The sequence below is a fragment of the Micromonospora sp. NPDC049240 genome (assembly GCF_040647835.1).
Classification (GTDB): domain Bacteria; phylum Actinomycetota; class Actinomycetes; order Mycobacteriales; family Micromonosporaceae; genus Micromonospora.
The window spans coordinates 134511-158997 of sequence record NZ_JBEZCX010000001.1; the positions used below are offsets into that span (position 1 = coordinate 134511).

Sequence of the window (24487 nt, forward strand, 5' to 3'; positions counted from 1 at the left end):
GCCGCCGGTGGCGGGTCAGCGCTTCTCGCAGGCGACGCCGTCCTTGTCCCGGTCGAGGTGGGTGTTCTTGTTGTAGACGGTGGTGGACACCGTGAAGTTGGTGACCGGCTTGGTGGTGCCGCGCACCTTGTCCTTCGCGCCCTTCTTGCCGACGCCGTGCTTGTAGGTCTTGTTGAGCGCGGTGCAGTTCTGGTATTTGACTGCCGCCGCCTCGGCGGGACCGGCCACGGCGAGCGCGCCGCCGCCGGCCGCCAGGGTCAGGGCGAGCACGCCCCGGAGCAGGGTGGAAACCATCGAGGAGCCTCCTGTGCGGGATTGCTGAGAGCGCCCAAGATCGTATCGAGGGAGGGCGCGCAGGGAGGCGTGCTGTCGCAGGCCCGACAGCGGAGGCCGGGTGCGGGTCGCCGGCACGGGACCTGCCGGCGACCCGCGGCGGCTCGGGCGTCGGGAACGGGGGACCCGACGGCACCGGTGCCGCGTCCCGTCAACGGTACGCCGGTGTGCACGGATCCGTTGCCCCGCCCGATCCCCGGCGGCGGTCATGGCTGACCTCATCGCCGGCGTCGCGTCGCCCATGTGGGCGTACGCGCTGTTGTTGACGCTGCTGGTCGCCGACGCCTTCGTCCCGGTGGTGCCGACCCAGATCGTCATGATCACCACCGGCGCGCTGACCGTGTACGGCGGGCTCAGCCTGCCGCTCACCATCGCGGTCGGCGCGGCCGGCGTCTTCGTCGGCGACCTGGCGTGCTACCTGCTCGGCCGCACCACGCCGGCCCGACGGGCGACTCGGGACGCGACGCCGGGCCGGGCCCGGCGGGCCGTCACCCGGGCCACCCGACGGCTGCGCGAGCCCGGACCGCTGGTGATCCTGCTCTGCCGGTTCGTGCCCGGCGGCCGGATGGCGGCCTGTTTCTCGGCCGGCCGCAGCCGCTATCCCTACCGCCTCTTCCTGGGCTACGAGGCGGTGGCGGCCGTCGCCTGGGCCGGCTACGGCACGCTCGTCGGTCACCTGGGCGGTCGGGCGCTCACCCAGTCGGGCTGGCGGCTGCTGCTGATCGGCGGCCTGGCCGCGCTCGGCTTCGCGGCGGCCGGCTGGGTGATGACCTGGCTCAGCACCCGGCAGCCCCAGCCGGCCGGGGCGACACCACGAGCACGTGACCACAGCGGAGGAGAACCGATCATGAATGACAGGACGAACTGGCGCGACGTCGGGGCGCAGGCCCGGCGGCTCGATCCCACCTGGAACGACCCCGAGCGGGTGGCCCGACGCCGGCGGCTCAGGAAGCAGATGCTGGCCGCGGTCGACGGTGCCCGGCCCGACCGGGCCGGCGAGGAGCCGGACCCGCCGCCGTCCCGGACCGAGGCTTCGATCGACTAGGTCCCGCGATTTCGAGAACCTCGGAGTGCCGCAGCCTGGATCACATAAGTTCGGCTTATATTTGTCAAGTGTGGGAGATCAGACTGCATCCTGAGGTCGAAGCCTGGTTCCTCGACCTGTGCGCAGGCGATCCACGCACCGCCGAACTCGTCGAAGAGGCGCTCGACCTACTGGCAGAGCACGGCCCGGCCCTTGGCCGGCCGTTGGTTGATCGACTCAAGGGCAGCGCCTATCACCACATGAAGGAGTTGCGACCAGGTTCGAGCGGTCCGTCGGAGGTTCGCATGATCTTTGCGTTCGACCCCTTGCGCGAAGCCGTGTTCCTGGTGGCCGGGGACAAGTCGGGGCAGTGGCAGAGTTGGTACCGGATCGCCATTCCGTTGGCGGACGAACGGTTCCGGGAACACTTGATCAGCTCGAAGGAAGACCGGACATGACCGATTGGGCGAACTGGCGCGACGTCAAGGCGAAGGCTCGGGAGGTCGACCCCTCCTGGGACGGCGCCAACCGGGTGGCACGCCGCAGCCGACTCAGGGAGCAGATGCTGGCCTCGGTCAGCGGCGCACAGTTGGCGGAGATCCGTAAGCAGTTGGGCATGACACAGGCCCAGTTGGCGGAAGCGGCGGGTCTGTCTCAGGCCCGGATCAGCCAGATCGAGCACGGAGAGATCGTCAGCCTGGAGACACTGCGCGCCTACGTCACCGGGCTGGGTGGTCACCTCGACGTCGTCGCCCGGATCGGAAACATCCGGCTCGACGTGGCCTGACGCGAATGGTTAACGTCACCGCGTGGACACTCCTCGATCGGTGACGCCGGACGCGGGCCGGAACCGGAACACCCACCCGTACGCCGTGGTCGACGTCTTCGCCGACCGTCCGCTCACCGGCAATCCGCTCGCGGTCGTCACCGACGCCGACGATCTCACCGACGCGCAGATGGCCGCCATCGCCGTCGAGTTCAACCTCTCCGAGACCACGTTCGTCTCCCGCCCCACCCTGCCGGGGGCCGACCACTCGCTACGGTCCTTCACGCCCGGCGGCGACGAGGTGGGCGGGGCTGGCCACAACGCGCTCGGCGCCTGGTGGTGGCTCGTCACGATCGGCGCCGCGCGGGCACCGGGAGCCGTCCAGCAGCTCGGCGGCCAGGCGCTGCCGGTGCACATCGACGCCGACGACGGGGTGCTCACCATCGGTCTCGACCAGGGGCCGGTCGAGCTGGCCGAGGCCCCGGTGACGGCACAGGCGCTGGGCGAGGCGCTCACCGCAAGCGACCCGGTACGCCTCGATCCGACGCTTTCCCCGGTCACCGGATCCGTCGGCAGCACCCATCTACTCGTCGCCCTGACCTCCCCCCGGGACGTCGACGCCGTCGAACCCCACGGGCCGGCCCTGGCCCGGGTCCTGGCGGACCTCGGGGCAGAGGGCTGCTACGTCTACAGCCGGTCCGGCGACGCAAGCGCCGGGCACGACGCCTATTGCCGGTTCTTCAACCCGACCGTCGGGATCGACGAGGACCCGGCCACCGGCACCGCGGCCGGTCCGCTCGCCGCCCACCTGCACCGGCTAGGGCTCGTCGGCGACCGGGTGCGGTTCCTCCAGGGCAGCGCGATGGGCCGGCCGTCGGTCCTGACCATCGACGTCGCGCCCGAGGGAACCAGGCTCACCGGTCGCTGCGCCCTGGCCGCGACCGGCCAACTTCACCTCTGAGGCGTCACTCCAGCTCGTGGAGCATGAGCTGGCGGGCGGCCTCGGTGATCGAGCCGGACAGGCTCGGGTAGATCGTGATGGTCTGGGCCAGCTCGTTGACGGTGAGGTTGTTCTCCACCGCCATGGTGATCGGCAGGATCAGCTCGCTGGCCTTCGGCGCCACCACCACACCGCCGATCACCTGGCCGCTGGCCGGCCGGCAGAACAGCTTGACGAAGCCGTCGGCCAGGTCGTCCATCTTCGCCCGGGCGTTGCCGGACAGCGGCAGCATCACCTGGCGGGCCGGGGTCTTGCCGGCGTCCACCTCGTCCTGCGACACGCCGACGGTGGCCAGTTCCGGGTCGGTGAAGACGTTCGCCGCGACGGTACGCAGGCGCAGCGGTCGCACCGCCTCGCCCAGCGCGTGCCACATCGCGATGCGGCCCTGCATGGCCGCGACGCTCGCCAGCGGCAGCACGCCGGTGCAGTCGCCGGCCGCGTAGACGCCCGGCACGTTGGTGCGGGAGACCCGGTCGACCGTGACGTAGCCGCCCCGGGCCAGCTCGACACCGTACTCGGCCAGGCCCAGGTCGGCGGTGTTCGGGATCGAGCCGACCGCGATCAGCGCGTGCGAGCCGGTGACCTGCCGACCGTCGGAGAGCATCACCTCCACGCCGTCGCCGACCCGGCGGACCGCCTCGGCCCGGGAGTTGTTGAGGATGCTCATGCCCCGGTTGCGGAACACCCGCTCGATCGCCATCGCGGCGTCGGCGTCCTCGTGCGGCATCACCCGGTCCCGGCTGGAGACCAGCGTGACCCGGACGCCCATCGCGAGGTAGGCGCTGGCGAACTCGGCGCCGGTGACACCGGAGCCCACCACGATCAGGTGCTCGGGCAGCTCGGGCAGGTCGTACACCTGACGCCAGGTCAGGATGCGCTCCCCGTCGGGGAGCGCGGTGGGGAGCTGGCGCGGGGTCGCGCCGGTGGCGACCAGCACGGTGGCGGCGTCGACCGGGTACGGGGCCGCGCCGTCGGCGGGGGTGACGACCACCTGGTGGGTGTGGCCGAGCTTGTCCTCGCCGAGCCGCGCGGTCCCGGCGACGAACTCCACCCCGGCCTTGACCAGCTTGGCGTGGATGTCGGCGGACTGGGCGAGGGCGAGCCGCTTGACCCGCTCGTGCACCGCCGGGGCGTCGACCGTGACCGCCTCCAGGCCGTCGGAGTGCACCCCGAACTCCTCGGTGTCCCGGTAGCCGGTGACCACTTCCGAGCTGGCGATGAAGGTCTTGGAGGGCACGCAGTCGGAGAGCACGCAGGCGCCGCCGGCGCCCTCCGCCTCGACCACGGTGACATCGGCGTCCAGCTGGGCGGCGACCAGCGCCGCCTCGTACCCGGCCGGTCCACCGCCGATGATCACAATCTGGCTCACTGAGCCATCCTCTCGTCCGTGCTCACAGTGACTTTCTTTTCCCCGTCGTGCCCGACACGCACCGTCGTATTCTCCCCCACCCGCCGACCGGGCTATCGTCGTCGCCGTGCGTCTCTACGCCGCTTACGGCTCAAACCTGGACCCCGCTCGCATGCGCGCCTACTGTCCGCATTCGCCGATGGTGGGCACCGGCTGGCTGGAGGGGTGGCGACTCACCTTCGCGGGCGAGGACGTCATCGGCTGGGAGGGCTCGGTCAGCACCGTGGTCGAGTCCCCGGGTGACCGGGTCTTCGTGGCGCTCTACGACATCCACCCGTACGACGCCGCCCAGCTCGACGAGATCGAGGGCGTGACCGCCGGGACCTACCGCAAGCTGACCGTCCGCATCTCGACGCTGGACGGCGACGTGACCGCGTGGGTCTACGTCTTCGACGGCTACGAGGGCGGCCTGCCGACGTCGTGGTACCTGTCGGAGATCGCGAACGCGGCGGAGAAGGCGGGCGCACCGGACGACTACGTCACCGAGCTGCGGTCCCGCCCCACCGGCACAGCGTCCGCGTAGCGCGTCTCCCACCCCGACAGTGTGCGCCGGACGACCGGCCGCCCGCTCGCCGACCCCCGGCCCGGGGGTCCCGGGTCACACCTCCGGGGCGGGCACGGTCCGCTCGTACATGTCGGTCCAGCGCTCCTCGACCAGCCCGACCGAGCGGTAGAGCGTGACCGGGGCGGTCGGGTTGGTCAGGTCCACGCCCAGCCCGGCCCGGACGCGCCCCTTGGCGGCGTAGACCGCGAACGCCCGGCGCAGGAGCGCCGCGCCCACCCCACGCCGCCGGTGGGTGGGCAGCACGGACAGCGTCCGGACCCAGCCCGAGCCATGCTCCACCGCCTGGTCGGAGGACTGCAACGCGCCGGCCGGCTCACCGTCGACCTCGGCCAGGAACCACTCGTCCCAGACCCTGCCGTACGCCGGGATCAGCTCCCGCCAACGCGCGAAGTCGAGCGGCTCGTAGTCGAGCGTGTCGCGGAACGCGGTGTCGTGGATCCGGTGGAACAGCCGCAGGTCGGCCTCGTCGTCGGGGCGCAGCGGCCGGACCGTCACCCCGGCCGGCGGGGCCGGCTCGGCCGGCAGGTCCGCCAACGGGCGGCTCATCCGGACGTACCGCTTGACCCGGGTGAACCCGGCCGCCACCAGCTCGCCCGCCCAGCGGGTCTCCGGCGCGTACGCGCCGGTGCGCGCGGTCAGCGCGGGCACGCCGCGCTCGGCGGCCCGTTCGGCGACCCGGTCGAGCAGCCGGGCCAGCAGCGGGGCGCGCAGCTCGACGCCCCGGGCCGGATCGACGAGCACGTCCACCCACTCCCGGCCCACGCCGGTCGGGTTGCTCAGGATCGACCAGGCCACCGCCGTCCCGTCCGGGTCGGTGACCAGCCAGGAGTCCCGGGCCGGGTCGACGAAGGGCGCGGTCAGCGCGTCCCGCACGTCGTCGGCGTCGAAGTCCGGGTGGCCCACCGCGAACGTGTCGGCGGCGTGCACCACTGCCAGGATCGCGGGGACGTCGTCGAGGGTGGGGCGGCGGGCCGTCCAGCCGGCGGGGAGCGTCACGCGGCCGATCCTGGCAGCCGGCCCGACCGTTCCGCCTCCCAATTATCCGCGCCGGGCGTGCCGTCGCGCGGCGGTGAGCAGCTCGACCAGCTCCGTGCCGGCGGCCGGACCGAGGACGTGGAACGCCGGGGACACCAGGCGGTCGGTGACCGCCTCGGCCCAGATCCGGCGGCGTACCAGCGGTCCGATCGGCGGGTACGGCGGCGCCCATCCGCACGCGGCGGCGCCCGCCTCCCCTTCCGGGCCGGCCAGCACCGCCTCCAGCGGGGTCAGCCCGGCGGCCCGCACCGCAAGCAGGTACGCCCCGGCGAAGTGCTCGCGCAGCAGCAGCAGGCCGACGGCCGCGCGGGCCCCGGCGGACGGGTCGGGCACCGGCATCGGCATGGCCCGCCAGGCGGCGAAGAGCGGCATGGCGCTGCCGTCCGCCGCGTCGACGGCCCGGCCGAGCAACCCGGCGAGCCGGGACACCCCGGGTGCGTCGCCCAGCCGGGCCGCGCCCCACCGGCAGCACTCGGCCAGGTTGGCGGCGGCCACCTCCAGCGGCGGCACCGTCCGCGCCGAGGCGTCCCACCCGTCCGCGACCGCTTCCGGGGCGATGAACCCGAGCGTCGCGGCCACCGTCTCGGCCCGGACGTCGCCGAGCGCGCCGGCCCGCCCGGTGATGTAGAAGGCCCACCCGGAGATGCCGAGCAGCCGGGCCCGGCGCAGCGTGGACGGGCAGCGGGAGAACGCCTCCCCGAGTTCCAGCACCAGTGGCTTGCTGGCGGCGACGACCTGCTCGGGAGTCATGGCCGGCCCGCCGTCCGTCCACCGTGGTCGTTCATCACGCTCAGTCTGCCCGGTCGTCACCGTCTTCGGCATCCCCCTCTTCGGCGTCGAGCGCCTCCAACACGGCCTCCACCTCGCCGGCCCGCCGACGGGCGGCGGTGACCGTCCGTTCCGCGCCCCGACGGGCCAGCCGGGCCCGGCTCAGCTCCTGTTCGGCCACCGCCCGGCAGCGTTCCAGCTCGGCCAGCTCGGTCTCGATCCGGTCCAGCGCCGCCACGCCGTCCCGTTCGGCCGCGCCCGCCCCGGCCAGTTCCTGTTCGGCCCGTTCCAGGTCCGTGTGGGCCTTCGCCAGCTCGCGGGTCGCCGCCCGCCGCCGGGCGGCCCGTTCGGCCCGCGCCGCCCGCTGGTCGCGGGCCCGCCGCGCCTCGGCCCGCGCGGTCGCCCCGTCCGGCCCGCCGGACCTACCCGCCCGCTCCGGCCCGCCGGACTCACCCGCCCGTTCCGGTACGCCGGCCGTGTCCCCGCCGCCGGTCACCAGCCGCAGCTGCGGGCGGGGCACCTCGCCGAACCCGGCGTAGTGGCTGGCCCGCAGCAGCCGGCCGGCGCGTACCTGCTCGGCCACCTCGGTGTCGGAGAGCGCGGCGTTGAGCGTCGCCTCCACCTCGCCCAGCGGCAGCTTCCCGGCCGGCGGCGCGGCGGGTTCGGCGGCGGCCAGCCTGCGTACCTCGGCGACCAGCGCGCCCACCACGGCGCGCCGCTGGGCGGAGAGTTCCCGCAGCTTGCCGCCGCGCAGGTCGCGTTGGGCGGCGCGGAGCGAGTCGGCGAGCTGGGCGAGGTCGGCGACCAGCTCGGGTCGCCGGATCGCGAGCAGGTTGACCAGCCAGGCCGCGACCGTGGGGCGTCGCAGCCGGCCGATCTCCCGGGCGGTACGCGGATCGCCGGCCTCCCGCGCCTGCGCGACGGCGGCGTCCCGGGCCGCGACGAACTTCTCCGGCGGCGTGGCGTAGAGCCGCCGGATCAGGTCGGCGGGAACGTCAGGCATCGATCCGGGTGCCCGGCTCCAGTCGGCGGTAGTCGGTGCCGGACATCGCGGTGTACTGCCGGTCCAGCACGCCGAGGCCGTTGGCGTTGAGCAGCCCGTCGTGCAGCGCGTACGCGCGGCGTGGGGCGACCGCGCGGATGAAGTCGAGCACCTCGGAGAACTTCGACCAGGGCGCGTGGATCGGGGCGAACAGCGTGTCCACCCGGACGTCGTCGGGGGCGACCAACGCGTCGCCCGGGTGGTAGACCGTGTCGGCGAACAGGTAGCCCAGGTTCGGGATCACCGGGATGTCCGGGTGGATGACCGCGTGCTGCCCCCCGTACGCGCGCACCGGCACGCCGGCGGCGGTGAACGACTCACCGGGCGTGACCACGACGAGCGCCTCGGCGGCGTCGCCGAGCACGCCGGCGAGCGAGGCGGGGCCGTGCACCGGCACCGCCCGCCGGGCCAGCGCCCGGGTCAGCGCGGCGACGTCCACATGGTCCGGGTGCTCGTGGGTGACCAGCACCGCGTCCGCCCCGTCCAGCGCCCCGGCCGCGTCGCTGAAGACACCGGGGTCGACGACCAGCACTCCCCCGTCGTGCTCCAGCCGGAGACAGGAGTGGGCGTACTTGGTGAGCCGCATCGTGACTCCTCCAATATCGAATCGTGACGTCCTCAGCGCAGTCTGCCGGAACCGGCGCGACCACGCGTCGCGTCCGAGGTATCGGTCCCGGCTGGCGGGGCCGAGACGACGATCGGAGCGGGGAATGGGCGGACGACGACTCCGGGGCGGGTCCCTGGTGGCGGTGGGCCTGGTCGCGATGCTGGCTGTGGGCGCGTGCAGCGCCGGCGGGGACAGCGATGGGAGCAGCGGTGGCCGCGACGCGGCGGCACCGGCTGCCGAGGGTGGCGCCGCGCAGGACCGGGACCAGGCGGCGCCCGGCGGGACCGGCGGCGCCGACCTGCGGGTGGACCAACGGTCCATCATCTACACCGGCACGATGCAGGTGCGGGTGGACGACGTGGACGCCGCGGCGCGGGAGGCGACCACCGCGGTCACCGCGGCCGGCGGCTTCGTCGGCGGGGACCGGCGGTCCAGTTCGTCGGCGGACGCCCGGGCGGTGCTGACCCTGCGGGTGCCGGCCGACAAGTTCGCCGGCGTGATCGACCAGCTCGCCGGCTACGGCCGGCAGGAGCGCCGGGAGATCCGCACCGAGGACGTCACCGAGCAGGTGGTCGACCTGGACGCCCGGATCGCCACCCAGCGGGCCCGGGTGGAGAGCGCCCGCAAGCTGCTCGCCCAGGCGAGTTCCGTGGATCAACTCGTCACGCTGGAGAACGAGGTGGGCACCCGGCAGGCCGACCTGGCCGCGCTGGAGGCACGCAAGCGCCGGCTGGCCGACCTGACCGCGCTCTCCACCATCACCGTGACGTTCCTGGGTCGCGACGCCAGCACCGCCGAGGAGGGTGCCGACCTCGGCTTCCTCTCCGGGCTGGGCGGCGGCTGGGCGGTGTTCCTCACCTCGGTACGCGTGCTGCTCACCGTGCTCGGCGCCGTGCTGCCGTTCGCGGTGGTGATCGGCGTACCGCTGTGGTTGCTGCTGCGCTGGCGGCGGCGGGTGCGGGCCCGGCGGACGCCGCCGCCCGGCCGGTACCCGATGGGACCGCCGCCGGTCGGGCCGGGCGGCGGCCCGGTCAGCGCGCCGCCGCCAGTGCCCGCAGCGCGGTCTGGACCATGAGGCGTACGCCCGCCTCGATGGCGCGCTCGTCCACGTCGAAGGAGGCCCGGTGCAGGTCCATGTTGGGACCGTTCCGGCCGACGCCGAGGCGGGCGAGCGCGCCGGGCACGTGCTCCAGGTACCAGGAGAAGTCCTCGCCGCCCATGCTCTGCGGCGTCTCGGCGATGCCCTCCGGCCCGAGCGCCGACGCGGTGGCGGCGGTGAGCACGCCGATCGCCCCGGCGTCGTTGGTCACCGGCGGGCGACCGCGCAGGTATTCCAGGTCGACGGTGGCGCCGGTGGGGGCGAGCACGTCCCGTACCACCTGGGCCACGATCTTGGGGGCCTGCTCCCAGGTCTCCCGGTCCATCACCCGCAGCGTTCCGGCGGCGGACGCCTCGGAGGGGATGACGTTGTAGCGGGTGCCGGCCGAGGCGTGGCCGAACACCAGCAGCAGCCCGCTGTTGGCCGGCACCCGGCGACTGATCAGCGTCGGCACCTCGGTGACCAGCCGGCCGAGCGCGTCGACCAGGTCGACGGTCAGGTGCGGCCGGGCGGTGTGCCCGCCCGGCCCGGTGAGCCGGACGGTGACGTTGTCGGCGGCGGCGGTGATCGGGCCGACCCGCAGGCCGACCTTGCCGACCGGCAGGTTCGGGTCGCAGTGCAGCGCGAAGATCTGCACCACGTCGTCGAGGCCGCCGGCCTCGATCACCTCCAGCGAGCCGCAGGGCAGGATCTCCTCGGCCGGCTGGAAGATGAGCCGCACCCGGCCGTCGAGCTCGCCGAGGTCGGCGAGCTGGGCGAGCAGCATGCCGACGCCGAGCAGCACGGCGGTGTGCACGTCGTGGCCGCAGGCGTGGCAGACGCCGTCCACCGTCGAGCGGTACGGCACGTCCTTCGGGTCGCTGAGCGGCAGCGCGTCGATGTCGGCGCGGAGCGCGACCACCGGCCCGTCGGGGCGGCCGTCGATGTCGCAGATGACGCCGTTGCCCTTCGGCAGCAGTCGCGGGCTCAGGCCGGCGAGGGAAAGCTCCCGGTGCACCAGGGCGGCCGTCTCGAACTCCTCGCCGGACAGTTCCGGGTGGGAGTGGATGTGACGGCGGGTCGCGATGAGGCCGGGTACCCGCAGCGCGAGCAGATGGTCGAGCTCGAAGGGCAGGGGCTGGGAACCGGTCGGCGCCTCGGGCCGGGACGACGCCAGCGGGCCGCCCGAGGGCAGCGTCAACGCACTCGTCACGTCGAATTCTCGATCACTTGAGAGGGATGGATCATCGGGCAGAACAGCAGACAGCCTAGACCCCCGACGGTGACGCTGCGCAACATCTTTCGCGTAGCGATCGGACCGCGCAGCGTCACGAATGCCCTGGTGGGAGCGCTCGAATATCTGCGGGACAGCAGGTAGATCGTGGTCGGACGCGGTCATCTGCCCCCCACCTCCTACAACGCGTAACCGATTCATCGATTACCAGAAGCCGAGTCGTCGTTCCGAATTGTCGCATTAGTCGCGGCAATTAACTGCCACTCCGACAATTGCCCGACAACCGTCGGCTGCCGGGCGACTCCCGACGGTGACATGGCCGTCCGCTCACCGACCGCACATGCTGTCCGTCCCGTTCACCCGATCGGGTTACCCGCATTCCGAAATCGCACACCCGCGAGAATGCGAGCGGCGGCCCGCGCCGGGCACCCGAGGGTGCCGGCGGGGCCGCCGTCGGGACGTCTCAGAACCGGTCACTCGGCCGGTGGATGCCCCACACGTCGCGCAGCGTCCCGCAGACCTCGCCCACCGTGGCCCGGGCCCGCAGCGCCTCCTTCATCGGATAGAGCACGTTCGCGTCACCCTCGGCCGCGGCGCGCAGCTCGGCCAGCGCCCGTTCGACCGCTCCCGGGTCCCGCTCGGCGCGCAGCCTGGCCAGCCGGTCCGCCTGGGCCGCCTCGATCGACGGGTCCACCCGCAGCGGCTCGTACGGCTCCTCCTCGTCGACCCGGAACCGGTTCAGCCCGACCACCACCCGCTCGCCCGCGTCGATCTCCTGGGCGATCCGGTACGCGGACTGCTCGATCTCGCGCTTCTGGAAGCCGACCTCGATGGCGTCCACCGCCGAGCCGTGGTCGAACACCCGGTCCATCAGCTCGACCGCCGCCGCCTCCAGCTCGTCGGTCATCGCCTCGATCACGTACGACCCGGCGAACGGGTCGACGGTGGCGGTGAGATCCGTCTCGTACGCCAGCACCTGCTGGGTCCGCAGCGCCAGCCGGGCCGCCTTCTCGGTGGGCAGCGCGATCGCCTCGTCGAAGCTGTTCGTGTGCAGCGACTGGGTGCCGCCGAGCACCGCGCCCAGGCCCTGCACCGCCACCCGGACCAGGTTGACCTCCGGCTGCTGCGCGGTGAGCTGCACGCCGGCGGTCTGGGTGTGGAACCGCAGCATCAGCGACTTCGGGTTCTTCGCGCCGAAGTCGTCGCGCATCAGGCGGGCCCAGATGCGGCGGGCCGCGCGGAACTTGGCGACCTCCTCCAGCAGCGTGGTGCGGGCCACGAAGAAGAACGACAGCCGGGGCGCGAAGTCGTCCACGGCCAGCCCGGCCGCCAGCGCCGCCCGGACGTACTCCACGCCGTTGGCCAGCGTGAACGCGATCTCCTGCGCGGGCGACGCGCCGGCCTCGGCCATGTGGTAGCCGGAGATGGAAATGGTGTTCCACTTCGGCACCTCGGCCCGGCAGTAGGCGAAGGTGTCGGCGACCAGCCGCAGCGAGGGCTTCGGCGGGAAGATGTACGTCCCCCGCGCGATGTACTCCTTGAGGATGTCGTTCTGGATGGTGCCGTTGAGCGCCCCGCCCGGCACCCCGGTCTCCTCCGCCACGAGCTGGTAGAGCAGCAGCAGCACCGAGCCGGGGGCGTTGATGGTCATCGAGGTGGAGACCTTGTCCAGCGGGATGCCGCCGAAGAGCGTGCGCATGTCCTCGATGGAGTCGATGGCGACGCCGACCTTGCCCACCTCGCCGTGCGCGATCGGGTCGTCCGAGTCGTACCCCATCTGGGTGGGCAGGTCGAACGCGACCGACAGGCCCATGGTGCCGGCCCGCAGGAGCTGGTGGTAGCGCGCGTTGCTCTCGGTGGCGGTGCCGAAGCCGGCGTACTGCCGCATGGTCCACGGCCGGGACGTGTACATCGTCGGGTAGACCCCGCGGGTGTACGGGTACTCGCCCGGCTCACCGAGTCGGGCGTCCAGGTCCGCCGGAAGGTCGGCCGCCGTGTAGACGCCCTTGATCGGGAAACCCGACTCGCTTGACCGCGCATCACTCATTACCGGATGGTAGGACGCGGTCGCCGCCCGATGGGTGAGGGATACCGCACACCGGCACCGGCGGCCCACCGGAGGTGAGTAGCTGGCCACATACCGTCGAGTAGGTAAACGCCCGCCGCGTCGGGTTTCGCATCGGGCGTCGGAACCAGCAAGATAGAGGGGTTGTGTCCCAGCCCCCTCGATATCCCCCGGTGGCTTTTCTGTGACTCAGATTCCGACGTGGAGCGGCGGACCGGCCAGTCCTCCCACTGGACGCGCGGCGCCCGGCACCACCATCGGTGGTCGCTACTCGCTGCGATCCCCGGTGGGCAACGGCGGCATGGGCACGGTCTGGCGGGCCACAGACACACTTCTGCGCCGCGACGTGGCGGTCAAGGAGGTCGTCCTCCCGCCGGGGCTCGCCCCCAGCGACCGCGACGCGCTCTACGAACGGACGCTGCGCGAGGCCCGCGCCGCCGCCGCGATCCAGCACCCGGCCGTGGTGCAGGTCTACGACGTGGTCACCGAGGGTGGCCGGCCGTGGATCGTGATGGAGCTGCTGGACGCCCGCAGTCTGGCCGACATGGTGATCGAGGACGGGCCGGTCGCGCCGCGCGCGGTCGCCAAGATCGGCATCGCGCTGCTCGGCGCGCTGGAGGTGGCGCACGCGCTCAGCGTGCTGCACCGCGACGTCAAGCCGGCCAACGTGCTGATCTGCTCCGACGGGCGTTGCGTGCTGACCGACTTCGGCGTCGCCCGGATGCCCACCGACGTGCAGCTCACCACGCCCGGCATGGTGCTCGGCTCGCCGCACTTCATCTCCCCCGAGCGGGCCATGGGCCAGGAGTTCGGCCCGCCCAGCGACCTGTTCTCGCTCGGCGTGACGCTCTACACCGCGGTCGAGGGCCGGCCCCCGTTCGACAAGGGCGACCCGATCGAGACCATGCACGCCGTGGTCGAGGACCCACCGGCCACGCCGCAGCGCAGCGGCCCGCTCACCGGCGTGCTGATGGGCCTGCTGGAGAAGGACCCGGCCCGCCGCCTCGACGTGCACCGGGCCCGGGCCATGCTGCGCGAGCTGCTCGCCGGCCCGCTGACCAGCACCGCCACCGCGGTCAACTCGGTCACCGACCCGTACGCGGTGGTGCCGGTGCCGCGCCCGACCACGCCGCCGCCGGCCGCGCCGGAGCCGAAGCCCAGCGGGCAGATCGGCGGCCGGGCGATGATCGGCCCGAGCGAGTCGCTCACCGACCGCCTCGCCGCGCTGCGGCGCGGGGAGCGCCCCGCCGCGAAGCCGGCTACCGGCGCCGCGGCGCTCGACGAGACAAGCGCCGACGCGCTCGCCGGCCCGCTGCACACGCCGACCGGCGCGATGTCCGGGCCGGACGCGCCCGAGGCCACCCAGCGCATCTCGCCGGACGCCACCGTCCGGTTCGACCAGGGCGCGGGCACGGACGCCACCCAGCACGTCCCCACCGCCACGCCGGCCACCTACGGCGGCAACGCCGACGCCACCCAGCCGGTGTACGGCGGCGGCGCGCAGTGGTCGGTGCCGGGCACCGGCCAGCCGTGGACCACGCCGGCCACCGCGCCGGCCGCGAGCGGTGGCACGTCCCCGGGGCTGCTCGGCAAGGTCAAGGCGTGGCCCCGCAAGGTCCAGCTCGCCGCCGCCGGCGGCCTGGCCGTGGTGCTGCTGGTGAGCGTGATCGCGCTGACCAGCGGCGGCGGTGACGACGCGCCGCCGCCGATCGTGGGCACGCTGCCGTCGAACTCGGCCGCCGCCGCGCCGGAGATGCAGGAGCAGACCGTCAAGGGCATCACCATCCAGGTGCCCAAGGGCTGGCAGCGGCAGACCGGCGGCCTCTACGTCGACTACGTCGACCCGAACGACGAGGGCCGCAAGGTGCGGGTCATCGCGGAGGACTGGGGCGGCACCTCGATCAGTTGGGCCGAGTTCGCCTCACGCAACCTGAAGAAGAACAGCGCCAAGAGCAAGAACTGCCCGGCCCCCTACACCGAGGTGTCGGTCTCCGAGCAGCCGCTCGCCGGCCAGAACGCGGGCCAGGTCGAATACACCTGCGGCGAGGGCGACGCCATGCGGCACGGCGTCTGGCGGGGCCTGGTCTCCGACGGCAAGGTCTACTCGTTCTACCTCTCCTCCACCGACGCGCGGTTCGCCGAAAGCAAGCCGATCTTCGACGCGATGGCCGGTTCGTTCCGGCTCACGGCCGACAACTGAGTCGAGGCCGACGACCAGTGGTGATCCGCCGCCGTGCTATCAAGAGGCCATGGCGGCGGACACCACTGACCTTGACGACCTTCGCGTTTCAGCCGAGCGCTGGCTCGCCGACGACCCCGACCCGGCCGACCGGGACGAGCTGCGCGCCGTCCTCGACGGGCTGCCCGGCACGGCCGCCGAGCTGGCCGACCGGTTCGCCGGCCCGCTGACGTTCGGCACCGCCGGCCTGCGCGGCCCGCTGCGCGCCGGGCCCAACGGGATGAACCTCGCCGTGGTCACCCAGGCCGCCGCCGGGCTGGTCGGCTGGCTCGCCGCCCAGGGCGGCGAGGGCCCGCTGGTGATCGGGTACGACGCCCGGCGCGGCTCCCGCGCGTTCGCCGAGCGCACCGCCCAGGTGGCCACCGGCGCGGGCCGGCCGGCGCTGCTGCTGCCCCGCCCGCTGCCCACGCCGGTGCTGGCGTTCGCGGTCCGGCAGCTCGGCGCCGTCGCCGGCGTGATGGTCACCGCCAGCCACAACCCGCCGCAGGACAACGGCTACAAGGTGTACCTGGGTGCGCAGCTCGGCGGTGAGTTGGGCGCGGGGGCGCAGATCGTGCCGCCGGCCGACGCCGGCATCGAGGCCGCGATCCGGGCGGTCGGCCCGCTCGCCCGGGTGCCGCTCGGCCCGACCGGCCAGGTGCTCGGTGACGACCTGGTCGCCGCGTACGTGGACCGAGCCGCCGCGGTGGTGGACCCGGCCGGTCCACGCGACCTGAGGGTGGCGTACACGCCGCTGCACGGGGTGGGTGCGGCGGTGCTGACCGCCGCGTTCGCGCGGGCCGGCTTCGGCGTGCCCGGGGTGGTGCCCGAGCAGGCGGAACCGGATCCGGCGTTCCCGACCGTCAACTTCCCCAACCCGGAGGAGCCGGGCGCGGTGGACCTGCTGGTCGCGCTCGCCGACCGCACCGGCGCCGACCTGGCGATCGCCAACGACCCGGACGCGGACCGGTGCGCGGTGGCCGTACGCGATGCCGGGTCCTGGCGGATGCTGCGCGGCGACGAGGTGGGCGCGCTGCTCGCCGACCACCTGATGCGGCGCGGCGTGACCGGCCTGTACGCCACCACCATCGTCTCGTCGACGCTGCTGCGGGCGATGGCCGAGGCACGCGGGCTGCCCTACGACGAGACGCTGACCGGGTTCAAGTGGATCGTCCGGGCCGGCGGCGGCCGGGAGCCGCTGGTGTACGGCTACGAGGAGGCGCTGGGCTACTGCGTCGCGCCGGGACACGTGCGGGACAAGGACGGCATCACCGCCGCGCTGACCGTCGCCGAGCTGGCCGCCGGCCTCAAGGCCCAGGGCCGGACGCTCACCGACCGGCTGGACGAGCTGGCCGCCGAGTTCGGTGTGCACCACACCGACCAGCTCTCGGTGCGGGTGGAGGACCTGCGGGTGATCGCGGACGCGATGGCGCGGATCCGGGCGGCCACCCCGACGTCGCTGCTCGGGCAGCCGGTCGCCGAGGCGTCCGACCTGCTCCCCGAGGCGGACGTGGTGATCCTGCGCACCGACGCCGCCCGGGTGGTCATCCGGCCCTCCGGCACCGAACCGAAGCTGAAGGCGTACCTGGAGGTGGTGGCGCCGGTGACCGACGGCGACGTGCCGGCGGCCCGCAGCCGCGCCCGGGCGGCCGTCACCGAGCTGCGCACCGAGATCGCCGCCGCGCTGGGCCTCTGACCACGACGCAAGGAGGGGCCCCTTCTTAACACCTGAGGGTGAGAGGGGGCCCCTGCTATACCGGAGGCGTTAGGAGGGTGCCCCTCCTTGACGCTTGCCGAGGGCGGCGTCGACCGCCTGGCCCAGCGCGACGATCACCAGGCTGACCGAGGGGCGTACCACGCTGTCGTCCAGGCTCACCGTGCCGGAGAAGCCGGCGCCGGCCGCGATCTCCTCCAGCCGCTTGCCGGCGTCGTCCGCGTCGGCGCCGGTGAGCCCGAGCGCCGGTTCCATCCGCAGCACCGCGACCAGCGTGGCGAGCGCGGCGGTCCGCTCGTCCGGGAGCTGCCCGCTGGTCAGCGCGTCGGCCAGCCGCCGTCGGATGTCCGCCTCGACCGAGGCGTCCGCCACCGGGTAGCGGTGCACGTGGATGAAGCCCAGCTCGGTCTCGTCGACGTCGCGGACCACGCCGCGTTGGCAGAGGTCGCCGAGGATCTTGTCGCGCAGCCCGTGCCGTAGGCGCTGCACCCAGGACGCCGGCGTGTGCGGGGTGTCCGCGGCCATCTTGGCGAGCACCGCGTCCGCGATCGGCTCGCCGGTCGGCGCCGGGTCGACCACCGCGAGGTTCCCGTCCGCGTACGCGATCCGGCCGGCCAGGGCCAGCTCGACCAGCACCGCCGCGGCCATGCCCAGGTCCAGGCTGATCCGCGGCATGGCGGCCTTGCCGGATTCGTCGTCATACGCGAGGAGGAGCAACTCCTCGGCGAGCGCAACACCAGTCATGGCCCGGAACGCTAGCGCCTCCCCGCACCCCGCGCACCAACTCGCCGGGGTCGCGTCCCTCGGGTCGCCTGATTCACGGAAAGCGGGCCTTTCCGGGGGGAAATGCGCCCTCTTTCCGTGAATCAGCGACAACCCGGGCGTCAGAAGCGGGGCATGCCGCCGAACTGGCGGTCGCCGGCGTCGCCGAGGCCGGGGACGATGAACATCTTGTCGTTCAGGCCCTCGTCGATGGACGCGGTGACCAGGCGCAGCGGCAGGCCGCTCCGCTCCAGCCGCTCGATGCCGACCGGGGCGGCCAGCACGCAGAGCACGGTGATGTCGGTGCAGCCCCGGTCGGCGAGCAGCCGGCAGCAGTGCTCCAGCGAGCCGCCGGTGGCCAGCATCGGGTCGAGCACCAGCACCGGCCGGCCGCTGAGGTCCCGGGGCAGCGACTCCATGTAGGCGCGCGGCTCGTACGTCTCCTCGTCGCGGGCCAGGCCCACGAAGCCCATCGACGACTCGGGCACCAGGGCCAGCGCGGCGTCGGCCATGCCGAGCCCGGCCCGCAGCACCGGCACGAGCAGCGGCGGGTTGGCCAGCCGGGTGCCCTCGGTGGCGGTGACCGGGGTCTGGATCGAGTAGTTCTCGACGGGGAAGGAGCGTGCGGCCTCGTACACCAGCATGGTGGTGAGTTCGCGCAGCGCCGCCCGGAACGACGAGGAGTCGGTCCGGGCGTCCCGCATGGCGGTCAGCCGCGTCTGGGCTAGCGGATGGTCAATGACGGTTACGTCCACGATCGCTCAACCTACCGGTCACCGACCTGGCGCAGGACGGGTGCGGGCGGACCAGCGACGCCGCTCACCCGGTCGCCATGTGACCAAGATCACTCGACTCGCGGGTGCGTACTATTCGGGGCATGACGGCGACAGCGACGTCGGCCCGGTCGGACCTCTCCGAGCTGGGACGATCCGAGACCGCTCTGCGGACCTTCCTGCACGGCCTACCGGGCGTGGACCAGGTCGGCGCGGAGCAGCGGGCGGCCCAGCTCGGCACCCGCTCCATCAAGACCACGGCCAAGGCCGAGGCGATCGACCTGGCCATCCGGATGGTCGACCTGACCACCCTCGAAGGGGCCGACACCCCGGGCAAGGTGCGGGCGCTGGCGGCCAAGGCGCTGCGTCCCGACCCGGCGGACCCGAGCTGCCCGCACGTCGGCGCGGTCTGTGTCTACCCGGCGATGGTCCCGTACGTGGCCGAGGTGCTGCGCGGCAGCGGTGTGCACCTGGCCAGCGTGGCGACCTCGTTCCCGTCCGGGCAGGCACCGTTGGAGATCAAGCTCGCCGACGTCCGGGCGGCCGTCGAGGCCGGCGCGGACGAGATCGACATGGTGATCAACCGGGGCGCGTTCCTGGCCGGGCGCTACCAGGAGGTCCACGACGAGATCGTGGCCACCAAGGAGGCGTGCGGGGACGCGCACCTCAAGGTGATCCTGGAGACCGGCGAGCTGGCCACCTACGACAACGTGCGGCGTGCCTCCTGGCTCGCCATGCTGGCCGGCGGCGACTTCATCAAGACCTCCACCGGCAAGGTCCCGGTCGCGGCCACGCTGCCGGTGACGCTGGTGATGCTGGAGGCGGTCCGCGACTTCCGCGCCGCCACCGGGCGGCAGGTCGGCGTGAAGCCGGCCGGCGGCATCAAGAACACCAAGGACGCGATCAAGTACCTGGTCATGGTCAACGAGACGGTCGGCGCCGACTGGCTCGACCCGGACTGGTTCCGGTTCGGCGCGTCCAGCCTGCTCAACGACCTGCTGATGCAGCGCACCAAGCTGACGACCGGCGTCTACGCCGGCCCCGACTACTTCACCCTGGACTGACCGCGATGTTCGAATACGCACCCGCCCCCGAGTCGCGCTCGGTGGTCGACCTCAGGCCCTCGTACGGGCTCTTCGTCGACGGAAAGTTCGTCGACCCGGCCGACGGTGGCAGCTTCAAGTCGATCAACCCGGCCTCCGAGGAGGTCCTGGCCGAGATCGCCGAGGCCGGCAGCGCGGACGTGGACCGCGCGGTCCGGGCCGCCCGGACGGCGTACGAGCAGGTCTGGGGTCCGATGCCGGGCCGGGACCGGGCGAAGTACCTGTTCCGGATCGCCCGGATCATCCAGGAGCGCTCGCGTGAGCTGGCCGTGCTGGAGTCGCTTGACAACGGCAAGCCGATCAAGGAGTCGCGCGACGTCGACCTGCCGCTGGTCGCCGCGCACTTCTTCTACTACGCCGGCTGGGCGGACAAGCTCGGGCACGCCGGCTTCGGCTCGGACCCGAAGCCGCTCGGGGTGGCCGCGCAGGTCATCCCGTGGAACTTCCCGCTGCTCATGCTGGCCTGGAAGATCGCCCCGGCGCTCGCCGCCGGCAACACGGTGGTGCTGAAGCCGGCCGAGACCACGCCGCTGACCGCGCTGCTGTTCGCCGAGATCTGCCAGCAGGCCGACCTGCCGGCCGGCGTGGTCAACATCGTCACCGGGGCCGGCGACACCGGCCGCGCGCTGGTCGAGCACCCGGGCGTGGACAAGGTCGCGTTCACCGGCTCCACCGAGGTCGGCAAGGCCATCGCCCGCGCGGTCGCCGGCACCCGCAAGAAGCTCACCCTGGAGCTGGGCGGCAAGGCCGCCAACATCGTCTTCGACGACGCCCCGGTCGACCAGGCGGTCGAGGGGATCGTCAACGGCATCTTCTTCAACCAGGGGCACGTCTGCTGCGCCGGGTCCCGGCTGCTGGTCCAGGAGTCGGTCGCCGAGCAGGTGCTGGAGTCGCTCAAGCGCCGGATGGCCCGGCTGCGGGTCGGTGACCCGCTGGACAAGAACACCGACGTCGGCGCGATCAACTCGGCCGAGCAGTTGGCGCGCATCCGCGAGCTGTCCGACGTCGGCGCCGCCGAGGGGGCCGAGCGCTGGTCGCCGCCGTGCGAGCTGCCGGACCGCGGGTTCTGGTTCGCGCCGACCATCTTCACCGGGGTCACCCAGGCGCACCGGATCGCCCGCGAGGAGATCTTCGGCCCGGTGCTGTCCGTGCTGACGTTCCGCACCCCGGCGGAGGCGGTGGAGAAGGCCAACAACACGCCGTACGGGCTGTCGGCCGGGATCTGGACCGACAAGGGTTCCCGGATCCTGTGGGTGGCCGACCGGCTGCGCGCCGGCGTGGTGTGGGCCAACACGTTCAACAAGTTCGACCCGACCTCACCGTTCGGCGGCTACAAGGAGTCGGGCTACGGTCGCGAGGGCGGCCGGCAGGGGCTGGAGGCGTACCTCAATGTCTGAGCGGGTCGCGGTACGCAAGACGTACAAGCTCTTCATCGGCGGGAAGTTCCCGCGCAGCGAGTCGGGACGGTCGTATCTCGTGCAGGACTCCAACGTGTCGCTGGCCTCCCGCAAGGACGCGCGGGACGCGGTGGTCGCCGCCCGGGCCGCGGTGAAGGGCTGGGCCGGGGCGACCGCGTACAACCGGGGTCAGATCCTCTACCGGGTCGCCGAGATGCTGGAGGGCCGGCGCGAGCAGTTCGTGGCGCTCGGCGTCCCGGCCGACGAGGTGGACGCCGCGATCGACCGCTGGGTCTGGTACGCCGGCTGGTCCGACAAGCTCCCCCAGGTCTACGGCGGGGCGAACCCGGTGGCCGGCCCTTACTTCAACCTGTCCGCGCCGGAGCCGACCGGTGTGGTCGCCGTGGTGGCCCCGGAGACGCCGGCGCTGCTCGGCCTGGTGAGCGTGATCGCCCCGGCGATCGTCACCGGCAACACGGTGGTGGTGGCCGCCTCCCCGGCCGCGCCGCTGGCGGCGGTCACGCTGGCCGAGGTGCTGGCCACCTCCGACCTGCCCGGTGGCGTGGTGAACATCCTCACCGGCCGGATCACCGAAACGGCGCCGACGCTTGCCGCGCACATGGACGTCAACGCGATCGACCTGACCGGTGTGGCGGACGCCGAGCTGGCGGTGGAGCTGGAGGTCAAGGCCGCGGAGAACCTCAAGCGGGTGCTCCGGCCGGCCCCGGCCGACCACGACTGGCACACCGACCCCGGCCTGACCCGGATGACCACGCTCCTGGAGACCAAGACCGTCTGGCACCCCAAGGGCGTCTGACCCCCCTCCCCCCTCTTACCCCCACCAGATCCGCGCACTTTCACGGAAGGAGCGGGGGTGGGGTGGGGTCTACTACGGGGGGTAGGATTGGCGGGTGACTCGGCTGGGGGACCTTGAGCGTGCGGTGATGGACGTGCTGTGGGACTCGGTGCCCGCCACGTCGGACGGGGTGACCGTGCGCGAGGTCGCCGACGCCCTCGACGGGCGTGAGCTGGCCTACACCACCGTGATGACGGTGCTGGACCGGCTCGCCGGCAAGGGCATGGTCCAGCGCGAGCGGGAGGGGCGGGCCTGGCGGTACCGGCCGGCGGCCACCCGCGAGGCGCACATCGCCCAGCTCATGCTCGACGCGCTCGATCTCGGCGGCAGCCGGGACGCCGCGTTGGTGCGCTTCGCCCGCTCGGTCACCGGCACGGAGGCGGACGTGCTCCGCGCCGCGCTCGGCGCCGAGGCCGGGCTGGCCGACCCGCGACCGGGCGGGCCGGCGCTCGACGAGGCGACGGACCGGTAGGCGGCTGTCGTGGCGTATGCCGTGCACTTCGCCGCCACCGTCCTGGCCTGCTGGCTGACCGCGCAGGTCCTCGCCGCCGCGCGGTGGACGTGGCGCGCGCCGCGGGTGGCGATCGTCTGCTGGCAGGCGGTCGGGCTGGCGCTGGGGCTGTCCGCCATGGGGCTGCCGATGGCGCTCGGGCTGGCCGCCTACGACCGGCCGACGGGGAGCGCGCTGCTGGCGCTCGGTGACGACCTGGCCCACGGCACGCTGCCGGCCGGCGTGGGCGCGGTGCACCTCAGCCTGGTCGGGGTCGGTTTCGGCATCGGCGCGGTGCTGGTCACCACCACGGTGCGCGCCGTGCACGGCGCGGTCCGCGCCCAGCGCCGGCACCGGGAGCTGCTGAGCCTGGTGGCCCGGCGCGATCCGACGGTGCCCGGCGCGCTGGTGCTCGACCATCCGAGTGCGGCGGCGTACTGCCTGCCCGGGGTGCGTCCCCGGGTGGTGGTGAGCGCCGGCACCGTCGACCTGTTGGACCCGGCCGAGCTGGCGGCGGTGCTCACCCACGAGCGGGCGCACGCGCAGGAGCGGCACGACCTGGTGCTGCTGCCGTTCACCGCGTTGTGCCGGGCGCTGCCCTGGTTCCGCTGGGTGCGCGACGCGCACGCACGGGTGGCGTTGCTGGTCGAGATGCGCGCCGACGACAAGGCCCGGGAGCTGCACGCGGACGAGCCGCTGGCCGGTGCGCTGCGTCGGTTCGCCGCCGCCGGGCACCGGGTGACGCCGGCCGGCACGCTCGGCATCGGCGACCGGGACCTCGACGTACGGGTGCAGCGCCTGCTGGTCGCGGACCGCCCGCCCCGGGTGCTCGGCGCCACCGCGCTGGCCGTCGCCGGCACGCTCGTCGCGCTGCCGGTCTCCCTGTTCCTGAGCTGAGCCGCCCCCTACGGGGCTGCTCCGGGTTCACGGGTCCGCATAGGTAGAAAGTCTACGTGTAGGGTGCCTATGACAAGCGAGCCAACCCGTGGGAGAACGCGCCATGGACCCCCTGCTCCTCGCCCGCCTCCAGTTCGCCACCACCACCTCGATCCACTTCCTGTTCGTGGTGGTCACGCTCGGCCTGGTCACGCTGCTGGTCGGCCTCCAGACCGCCGGCTACCTCACCGGCAAGCCGGTCTACGAGCGGCTGACCCGGTTCTGGGGCCAGCTCTACGTGATCAACTACGTGCTCGGCATCGCCACCGGGATCGTGATGGAGTTCCAGTTCGGGCTGAACTGGAGCGGCCTGTCGCGCTACGTGGGCAACGTGTTCGGCGCGCCGCTGGCCATCGAGACGCTCGTCGCGTTCTTCCTGGAGTCCACGTTCCTCGGGATGTGGATCTTCGGGTGGCACCGGCTGCGGCGCGGCGTGCACCTGGCGCTGCTCTGGGGCGTCGCGCTGACCGCGTACGCCTCGGCGTTCTGGATCATGGTGGCGAACGCCTGGCTCCAGCACCCGGTCGGCTACGAGGTACGCGACGGCGTGGCCCACCTCACCGACTTCGGGGCGCTGGTGACCAACCCCACGTTCGGCTTCGCGTTCGGTCACGTGGTGTCCGCGAGCCTGGTCACCGGTGGGCTGCTGATGGCCGCGGTCAGCGCGTGGCACCTGCTCCGGCGTACCCCGGACTTCCTGCTGTTCCGCACCTCGCTGCGGCTCGGCCTGGTCACCGCGGCGCTCGCGGTGAGCGCGTTGCAGGGCTTCGGCTTCGCCCAGTTCGGCCCGGTCGGTCAGCTCCAGCCCACCAAGTTCGGCGGCGGCCCGGACCGGGAAGCGATGGTCGCCGACTGGACCGCGCGGTTCGGCCCGGGCGACTGGGAGCCGCCGGTGCTCTCCAGCGTCGGGCTCGGCTTCATGATCCTGATCGGCTTCGCGCTCGGCTGCGTCTGGCTGCTGCTGCCGCTGCTCTGGCGTGACTGGATCATCCGGCTGCGGTTCCCGCTCTGGCTGCTCCTGTTCGGCCTGCCGCTGCCGTTCGTGGCCGTGCTGCTCGGCTGGATCGCCCGCGAGGTGGGCCGCCAGCCCTGGGTGGCGTACGGGCTGCTGCCCACCGAGCGAGCCGTCTCGCCGGTGTCGCCCGCACTGATGCTCGCCTCGCTGATCGGCTTCGGCCTGCTGCTCGGCGCGCTCGCGGTCACCAACTGGACGCTGCTGGCCCGGCACGCCGCCCGGGGCGCGCTCGACCCCGCGCTGGGCCGCCCGCCGGCGCCCGACACCGACGCCCACCACCAGCCCGTGTTCGCCTGAG

Annotated in this window: 24 protein-coding genes; 14 read left to right on the forward strand and 10 right to left on the reverse strand. The window is 73.3% G+C overall.

The window, feature by feature from the left end:
* Positions 1–15 precede the first annotated feature (15 nt).
* Positions 16–294, reverse strand: a complete 279-nt coding sequence (locus AB0B02_RS00620) for an excalibur calcium-binding domain-containing protein (RefSeq protein ID WP_281942903.1) — start codon at positions 292–294, stop codon at positions 16–18.
* A 247-nt stretch (positions 295–541) separates the two neighbouring features.
* Here AB0B02_RS00620 and AB0B02_RS00625 point away from each other — a divergent pair, with 247 nt between their 5' ends.
* The 4 genes from AB0B02_RS00625 to AB0B02_RS00640 all read left to right on the forward strand — a co-directional run bounded on the left by AB0B02_RS00625 (position 542) and on the right by AB0B02_RS00640 (position 3084).
* Positions 542–1378 (forward strand): DedA family protein, encoded by an 837-nt coding sequence (locus tag AB0B02_RS00625; RefSeq protein WP_357292103.1) that lies wholly within the window; start codon positions 542–544, stop codon positions 1376–1378.
* 116 nt (positions 1379–1494) lie between these two features.
* Positions 1495–1815 carry a type II toxin-antitoxin system RelE/ParE family toxin gene (locus tag AB0B02_RS00630; RefSeq protein WP_357295693.1) on the forward strand — a complete coding sequence of 107 codons (321 nt, stop codon included), beginning with the start codon at positions 1495–1497 and terminating at the stop codon, positions 1813–1815.
* The gene (locus tag AB0B02_RS00635; protein ID WP_357292114.1) at positions 1812–2144 is read left to right on the forward strand and encodes a helix-turn-helix transcriptional regulator; all 333 of its coding nucleotides are present in this window, start codon (positions 1812–1814) and stop codon (positions 2142–2144) included. Before AB0B02_RS00630 ends, AB0B02_RS00635 begins: the two co-directional genes overlap by 4 nt.
* A gap of 22 nt (positions 2145–2166) precedes the next feature.
* The gene (locus tag AB0B02_RS00640; protein ID WP_357292127.1) at positions 2167–3084 is read left to right on the forward strand and encodes a PhzF family phenazine biosynthesis protein; all 918 of its coding nucleotides are present in this window, start codon (positions 2167–2169) and stop codon (positions 3082–3084) included.
* 4 nt (positions 3085–3088) lie between these two features.
* Here the strand turns inward: AB0B02_RS00640 and AB0B02_RS00645 are convergent, their stop codons facing one another.
* Complete coding sequence (locus AB0B02_RS00645; RefSeq protein WP_357292138.1) at positions 3089–4492, reverse strand: NAD(P)H-quinone dehydrogenase; 1404 nt, start codon at positions 4490–4492, stop codon at positions 3089–3091.
* A gap of 106 nt (positions 4493–4598) precedes the next feature.
* Here AB0B02_RS00645 and AB0B02_RS00650 point away from each other — a divergent pair, with 106 nt between their 5' ends.
* Entirely contained in the window at positions 4599–5054 is a 456-nt protein-coding gene (locus AB0B02_RS00650; protein ID WP_281942908.1) for a gamma-glutamylcyclotransferase, read from the forward strand.
* 75 nt (positions 5055–5129) lie between these two features.
* Here the strand turns inward: AB0B02_RS00650 and AB0B02_RS00655 are convergent, their stop codons facing one another.
* Genes AB0B02_RS00655 through AB0B02_RS00670 form a run of 4 tightly spaced genes read right to left on the reverse strand, consistent with a single transcriptional unit; the run spans position 5130 to position 8527 of the window.
* Positions 5130–6092, reverse strand: a complete 963-nt coding sequence (locus AB0B02_RS00655) for a GNAT family N-acetyltransferase (RefSeq protein WP_357292151.1) — start codon at positions 6090–6092, stop codon at positions 5130–5132.
* A gap of 42 nt (positions 6093–6134) precedes the next feature.
* Positions 6135–6881 (reverse strand): hypothetical protein, encoded by a 747-nt coding sequence (locus tag AB0B02_RS00660; protein ID WP_281942911.1) that lies wholly within the window; start codon positions 6879–6881, stop codon positions 6135–6137.
* Positions 6882–6921: 40 nt separating this feature from the next.
* On the reverse strand, positions 6922–7902 hold the full coding sequence (locus AB0B02_RS00665; RefSeq protein ID WP_357292158.1) for a hypothetical protein: 981 nt from the start codon (positions 7900–7902) through the stop codon (positions 6922–6924).
* Positions 7895–8527 (reverse strand): MBL fold metallo-hydrolase, encoded by a 633-nt coding sequence (locus AB0B02_RS00670; protein WP_357292164.1) that lies wholly within the window; start codon positions 8525–8527, stop codon positions 7895–7897. The genes AB0B02_RS00665 and AB0B02_RS00670 overlap by 8 nt, the downstream gene beginning before the upstream one ends.
* 124 nt (positions 8528–8651) lie before the next feature.
* Between AB0B02_RS00670 and AB0B02_RS00675 the strand changes: the two genes are divergently transcribed.
* Entirely contained in the window at positions 8652–9623 is a 972-nt protein-coding gene (locus AB0B02_RS00675; RefSeq protein WP_281942916.1) for a DUF4349 domain-containing protein, read from the forward strand.
* On the opposite strand, the gene AB0B02_RS00680 is transcribed toward AB0B02_RS00675, so the two are convergent.
* Both AB0B02_RS00680 and AB0B02_RS00685 read right to left on the reverse strand, forming a co-directional pair.
* Positions 9580–10839, reverse strand: coding sequence for an amidohydrolase (locus tag AB0B02_RS00680; protein WP_281942918.1), 1260 nt, complete (start codon positions 10837–10839; stop codon positions 9580–9582). The two genes, AB0B02_RS00675 and AB0B02_RS00680, sit on opposite strands and share 44 nt — an antisense overlap.
* A 484-nt stretch (positions 10840–11323) precedes the next feature.
* Entirely contained in the window at positions 11324–12907 is a 1584-nt protein-coding gene (locus tag AB0B02_RS00685) for a methylmalonyl-CoA mutase family protein (protein WP_357292184.1), read from the reverse strand.
* Between the two features lie 202 nt (positions 12908–13109).
* Between AB0B02_RS00685 and AB0B02_RS00690 the strand changes: the two genes are divergently transcribed.
* Together AB0B02_RS00690 and AB0B02_RS00695 are read left to right on the forward strand one after the other, a co-directional pair.
* Positions 13110–15125, forward strand: coding sequence for a serine/threonine-protein kinase (locus AB0B02_RS00690; RefSeq protein ID WP_281942921.1), 2016 nt, complete (start codon positions 13110–13112; stop codon positions 15123–15125).
* A 49-nt stretch (positions 15126–15174) separates the two neighbouring features.
* Complete coding sequence (locus AB0B02_RS00695; protein WP_357292197.1) at positions 15175–16839, forward strand: phospho-sugar mutase; 1665 nt, start codon at positions 15175–15177, stop codon at positions 16837–16839.
* 69 nt (positions 16840–16908) lie between these two features.
* Here AB0B02_RS00695 and AB0B02_RS00700 read toward each other — a convergent pair whose 3' ends face one another.
* Together AB0B02_RS00700 and upp are read right to left on the reverse strand one after the other, a co-directional pair.
* The gene (locus tag AB0B02_RS00700; RefSeq protein WP_281942925.1) at positions 16909–17601 is read right to left on the reverse strand and encodes a GPP34 family phosphoprotein; all 693 of its coding nucleotides are present in this window, start codon (positions 17599–17601) and stop codon (positions 16909–16911) included.
* Between the two features lie 140 nt (positions 17602–17741).
* Positions 17742–18374 (reverse strand): uracil phosphoribosyltransferase, encoded by a 633-nt coding sequence (gene upp / locus AB0B02_RS00705; protein ID WP_281942927.1) that lies wholly within the window; start codon positions 18372–18374, stop codon positions 17742–17744.
* A 122-nt stretch (positions 18375–18496) separates the two neighbouring features.
* Between upp and deoC the strand changes: the two genes are divergently transcribed.
* The 6 genes from deoC to AB0B02_RS00735 all read left to right on the forward strand — a co-directional run bounded on the left by deoC (position 18497) and on the right by AB0B02_RS00735 (position 24486).
* Positions 18497–19456: a deoxyribose-phosphate aldolase gene (gene deoC / locus AB0B02_RS00710; protein ID WP_357292213.1), complete on the forward strand. Its 960-nt coding sequence runs from the start codon at positions 18497–18499 to the stop codon at positions 19454–19456.
* A 5-nt stretch (positions 19457–19461) separates the two neighbouring features.
* A complete protein-coding gene (locus AB0B02_RS00715; protein WP_281942931.1) occupies positions 19462–20892 on the forward strand; it encodes an aldehyde dehydrogenase family protein in 1431 nt (476 codons plus the stop codon).
* Entirely contained in the window at positions 20885–21709 is an 825-nt protein-coding gene (locus AB0B02_RS00720; RefSeq protein WP_281942933.1) for an aldehyde dehydrogenase family protein, read from the forward strand. The genes AB0B02_RS00715 and AB0B02_RS00720 overlap by 8 nt, the downstream gene beginning before the upstream one ends.
* A gap of 94 nt (positions 21710–21803) precedes the next feature.
* Entirely contained in the window at positions 21804–22220 is a 417-nt protein-coding gene (locus tag AB0B02_RS00725) for a BlaI/MecI/CopY family transcriptional regulator (protein WP_107157189.1), read from the forward strand.
* Positions 22221–22229: 9 nt separating this feature from the next.
* Positions 22230–23135 carry a M56 family metallopeptidase gene (locus AB0B02_RS00730; protein ID WP_357292234.1) on the forward strand — a complete coding sequence of 302 codons (906 nt, stop codon included), beginning with the start codon at positions 22230–22232 and terminating at the stop codon, positions 23133–23135.
* A gap of 103 nt (positions 23136–23238) precedes the next feature.
* Positions 23239–24486 carry a cytochrome ubiquinol oxidase subunit I gene (locus AB0B02_RS00735; protein WP_357292246.1) on the forward strand — a complete coding sequence of 416 codons (1248 nt, stop codon included), beginning with the start codon at positions 23239–23241 and terminating at the stop codon, positions 24484–24486.
* Position 24487: the final 1 nt, after the last annotated feature.

Excerpts from the sequence above, each read along its gene's own strand:
- AB0B02_RS00620 (WP_281942903.1), bottom strand. The coding sequence starts at position 294 with ATGGTTTCCACCCTGCTCCGGGGCGTGCTCGCCCTGACCCTGGCGGCC.
- AB0B02_RS00625 (WP_357292103.1), top strand. The coding sequence starts at position 542 with ATGGCTGACCTCATCGCCGGCGTCGCGTCGCCCATGTGGGCGTACGCG.
- AB0B02_RS00635 (WP_357292114.1), top strand. The coding sequence starts at position 1,812 with ATGACCGATTGGGCGAACTGGCGCGACGTCAAGGCGAAGGCTCGGGAG.
- AB0B02_RS00660 (WP_281942911.1), bottom strand. The coding sequence starts at position 6,881 with ATGACTCCCGAGCAGGTCGTCGCCGCCAGCAAGCCACTGGTGCTGGAA.
- AB0B02_RS00665 (WP_357292158.1), bottom strand. The coding sequence starts at position 7,902 with ATGCCTGACGTTCCCGCCGACCTGATCCGGCGGCTCTACGCCACGCCG.
- AB0B02_RS00670 (WP_357292164.1), bottom strand. The coding sequence starts at position 8,527 with ATGCGGCTCACCAAGTACGCCCACTCCTGTCTCCGGCTGGAGCACGAC.
- AB0B02_RS00675 (WP_281942916.1), top strand. The coding sequence starts at position 8,652 with ATGGGCGGACGACGACTCCGGGGCGGGTCCCTGGTGGCGGTGGGCCTG.
- AB0B02_RS00685 (WP_357292184.1), bottom strand. The coding sequence starts at position 12,907 with ATGAGTGATGCGCGGTCAAGCGAGTCGGGTTTCCCGATCAAGGGCGTC.
- AB0B02_RS00695 (WP_357292197.1), top strand. The coding sequence starts at position 15,175 with ATGGCGGCGGACACCACTGACCTTGACGACCTTCGCGTTTCAGCCGAG.
- AB0B02_RS00700 (WP_281942925.1), bottom strand. The coding sequence starts at position 17,601 with ATGACTGGTGTTGCGCTCGCCGAGGAGTTGCTCCTCCTCGCGTATGAC.
- deoC (WP_357292213.1), top strand. The coding sequence starts at position 18,497 with ATGACGGCGACAGCGACGTCGGCCCGGTCGGACCTCTCCGAGCTGGGA.
- AB0B02_RS00715 (WP_281942931.1), top strand. The coding sequence starts at position 19,462 with ATGTTCGAATACGCACCCGCCCCCGAGTCGCGCTCGGTGGTCGACCTC.
- AB0B02_RS00720 (WP_281942933.1), top strand. The coding sequence starts at position 20,885 with ATGTCTGAGCGGGTCGCGGTACGCAAGACGTACAAGCTCTTCATCGGC.
- AB0B02_RS00735 (WP_357292246.1), top strand. The coding sequence starts at position 23,239 with ATGGACCCCCTGCTCCTCGCCCGCCTCCAGTTCGCCACCACCACCTCG.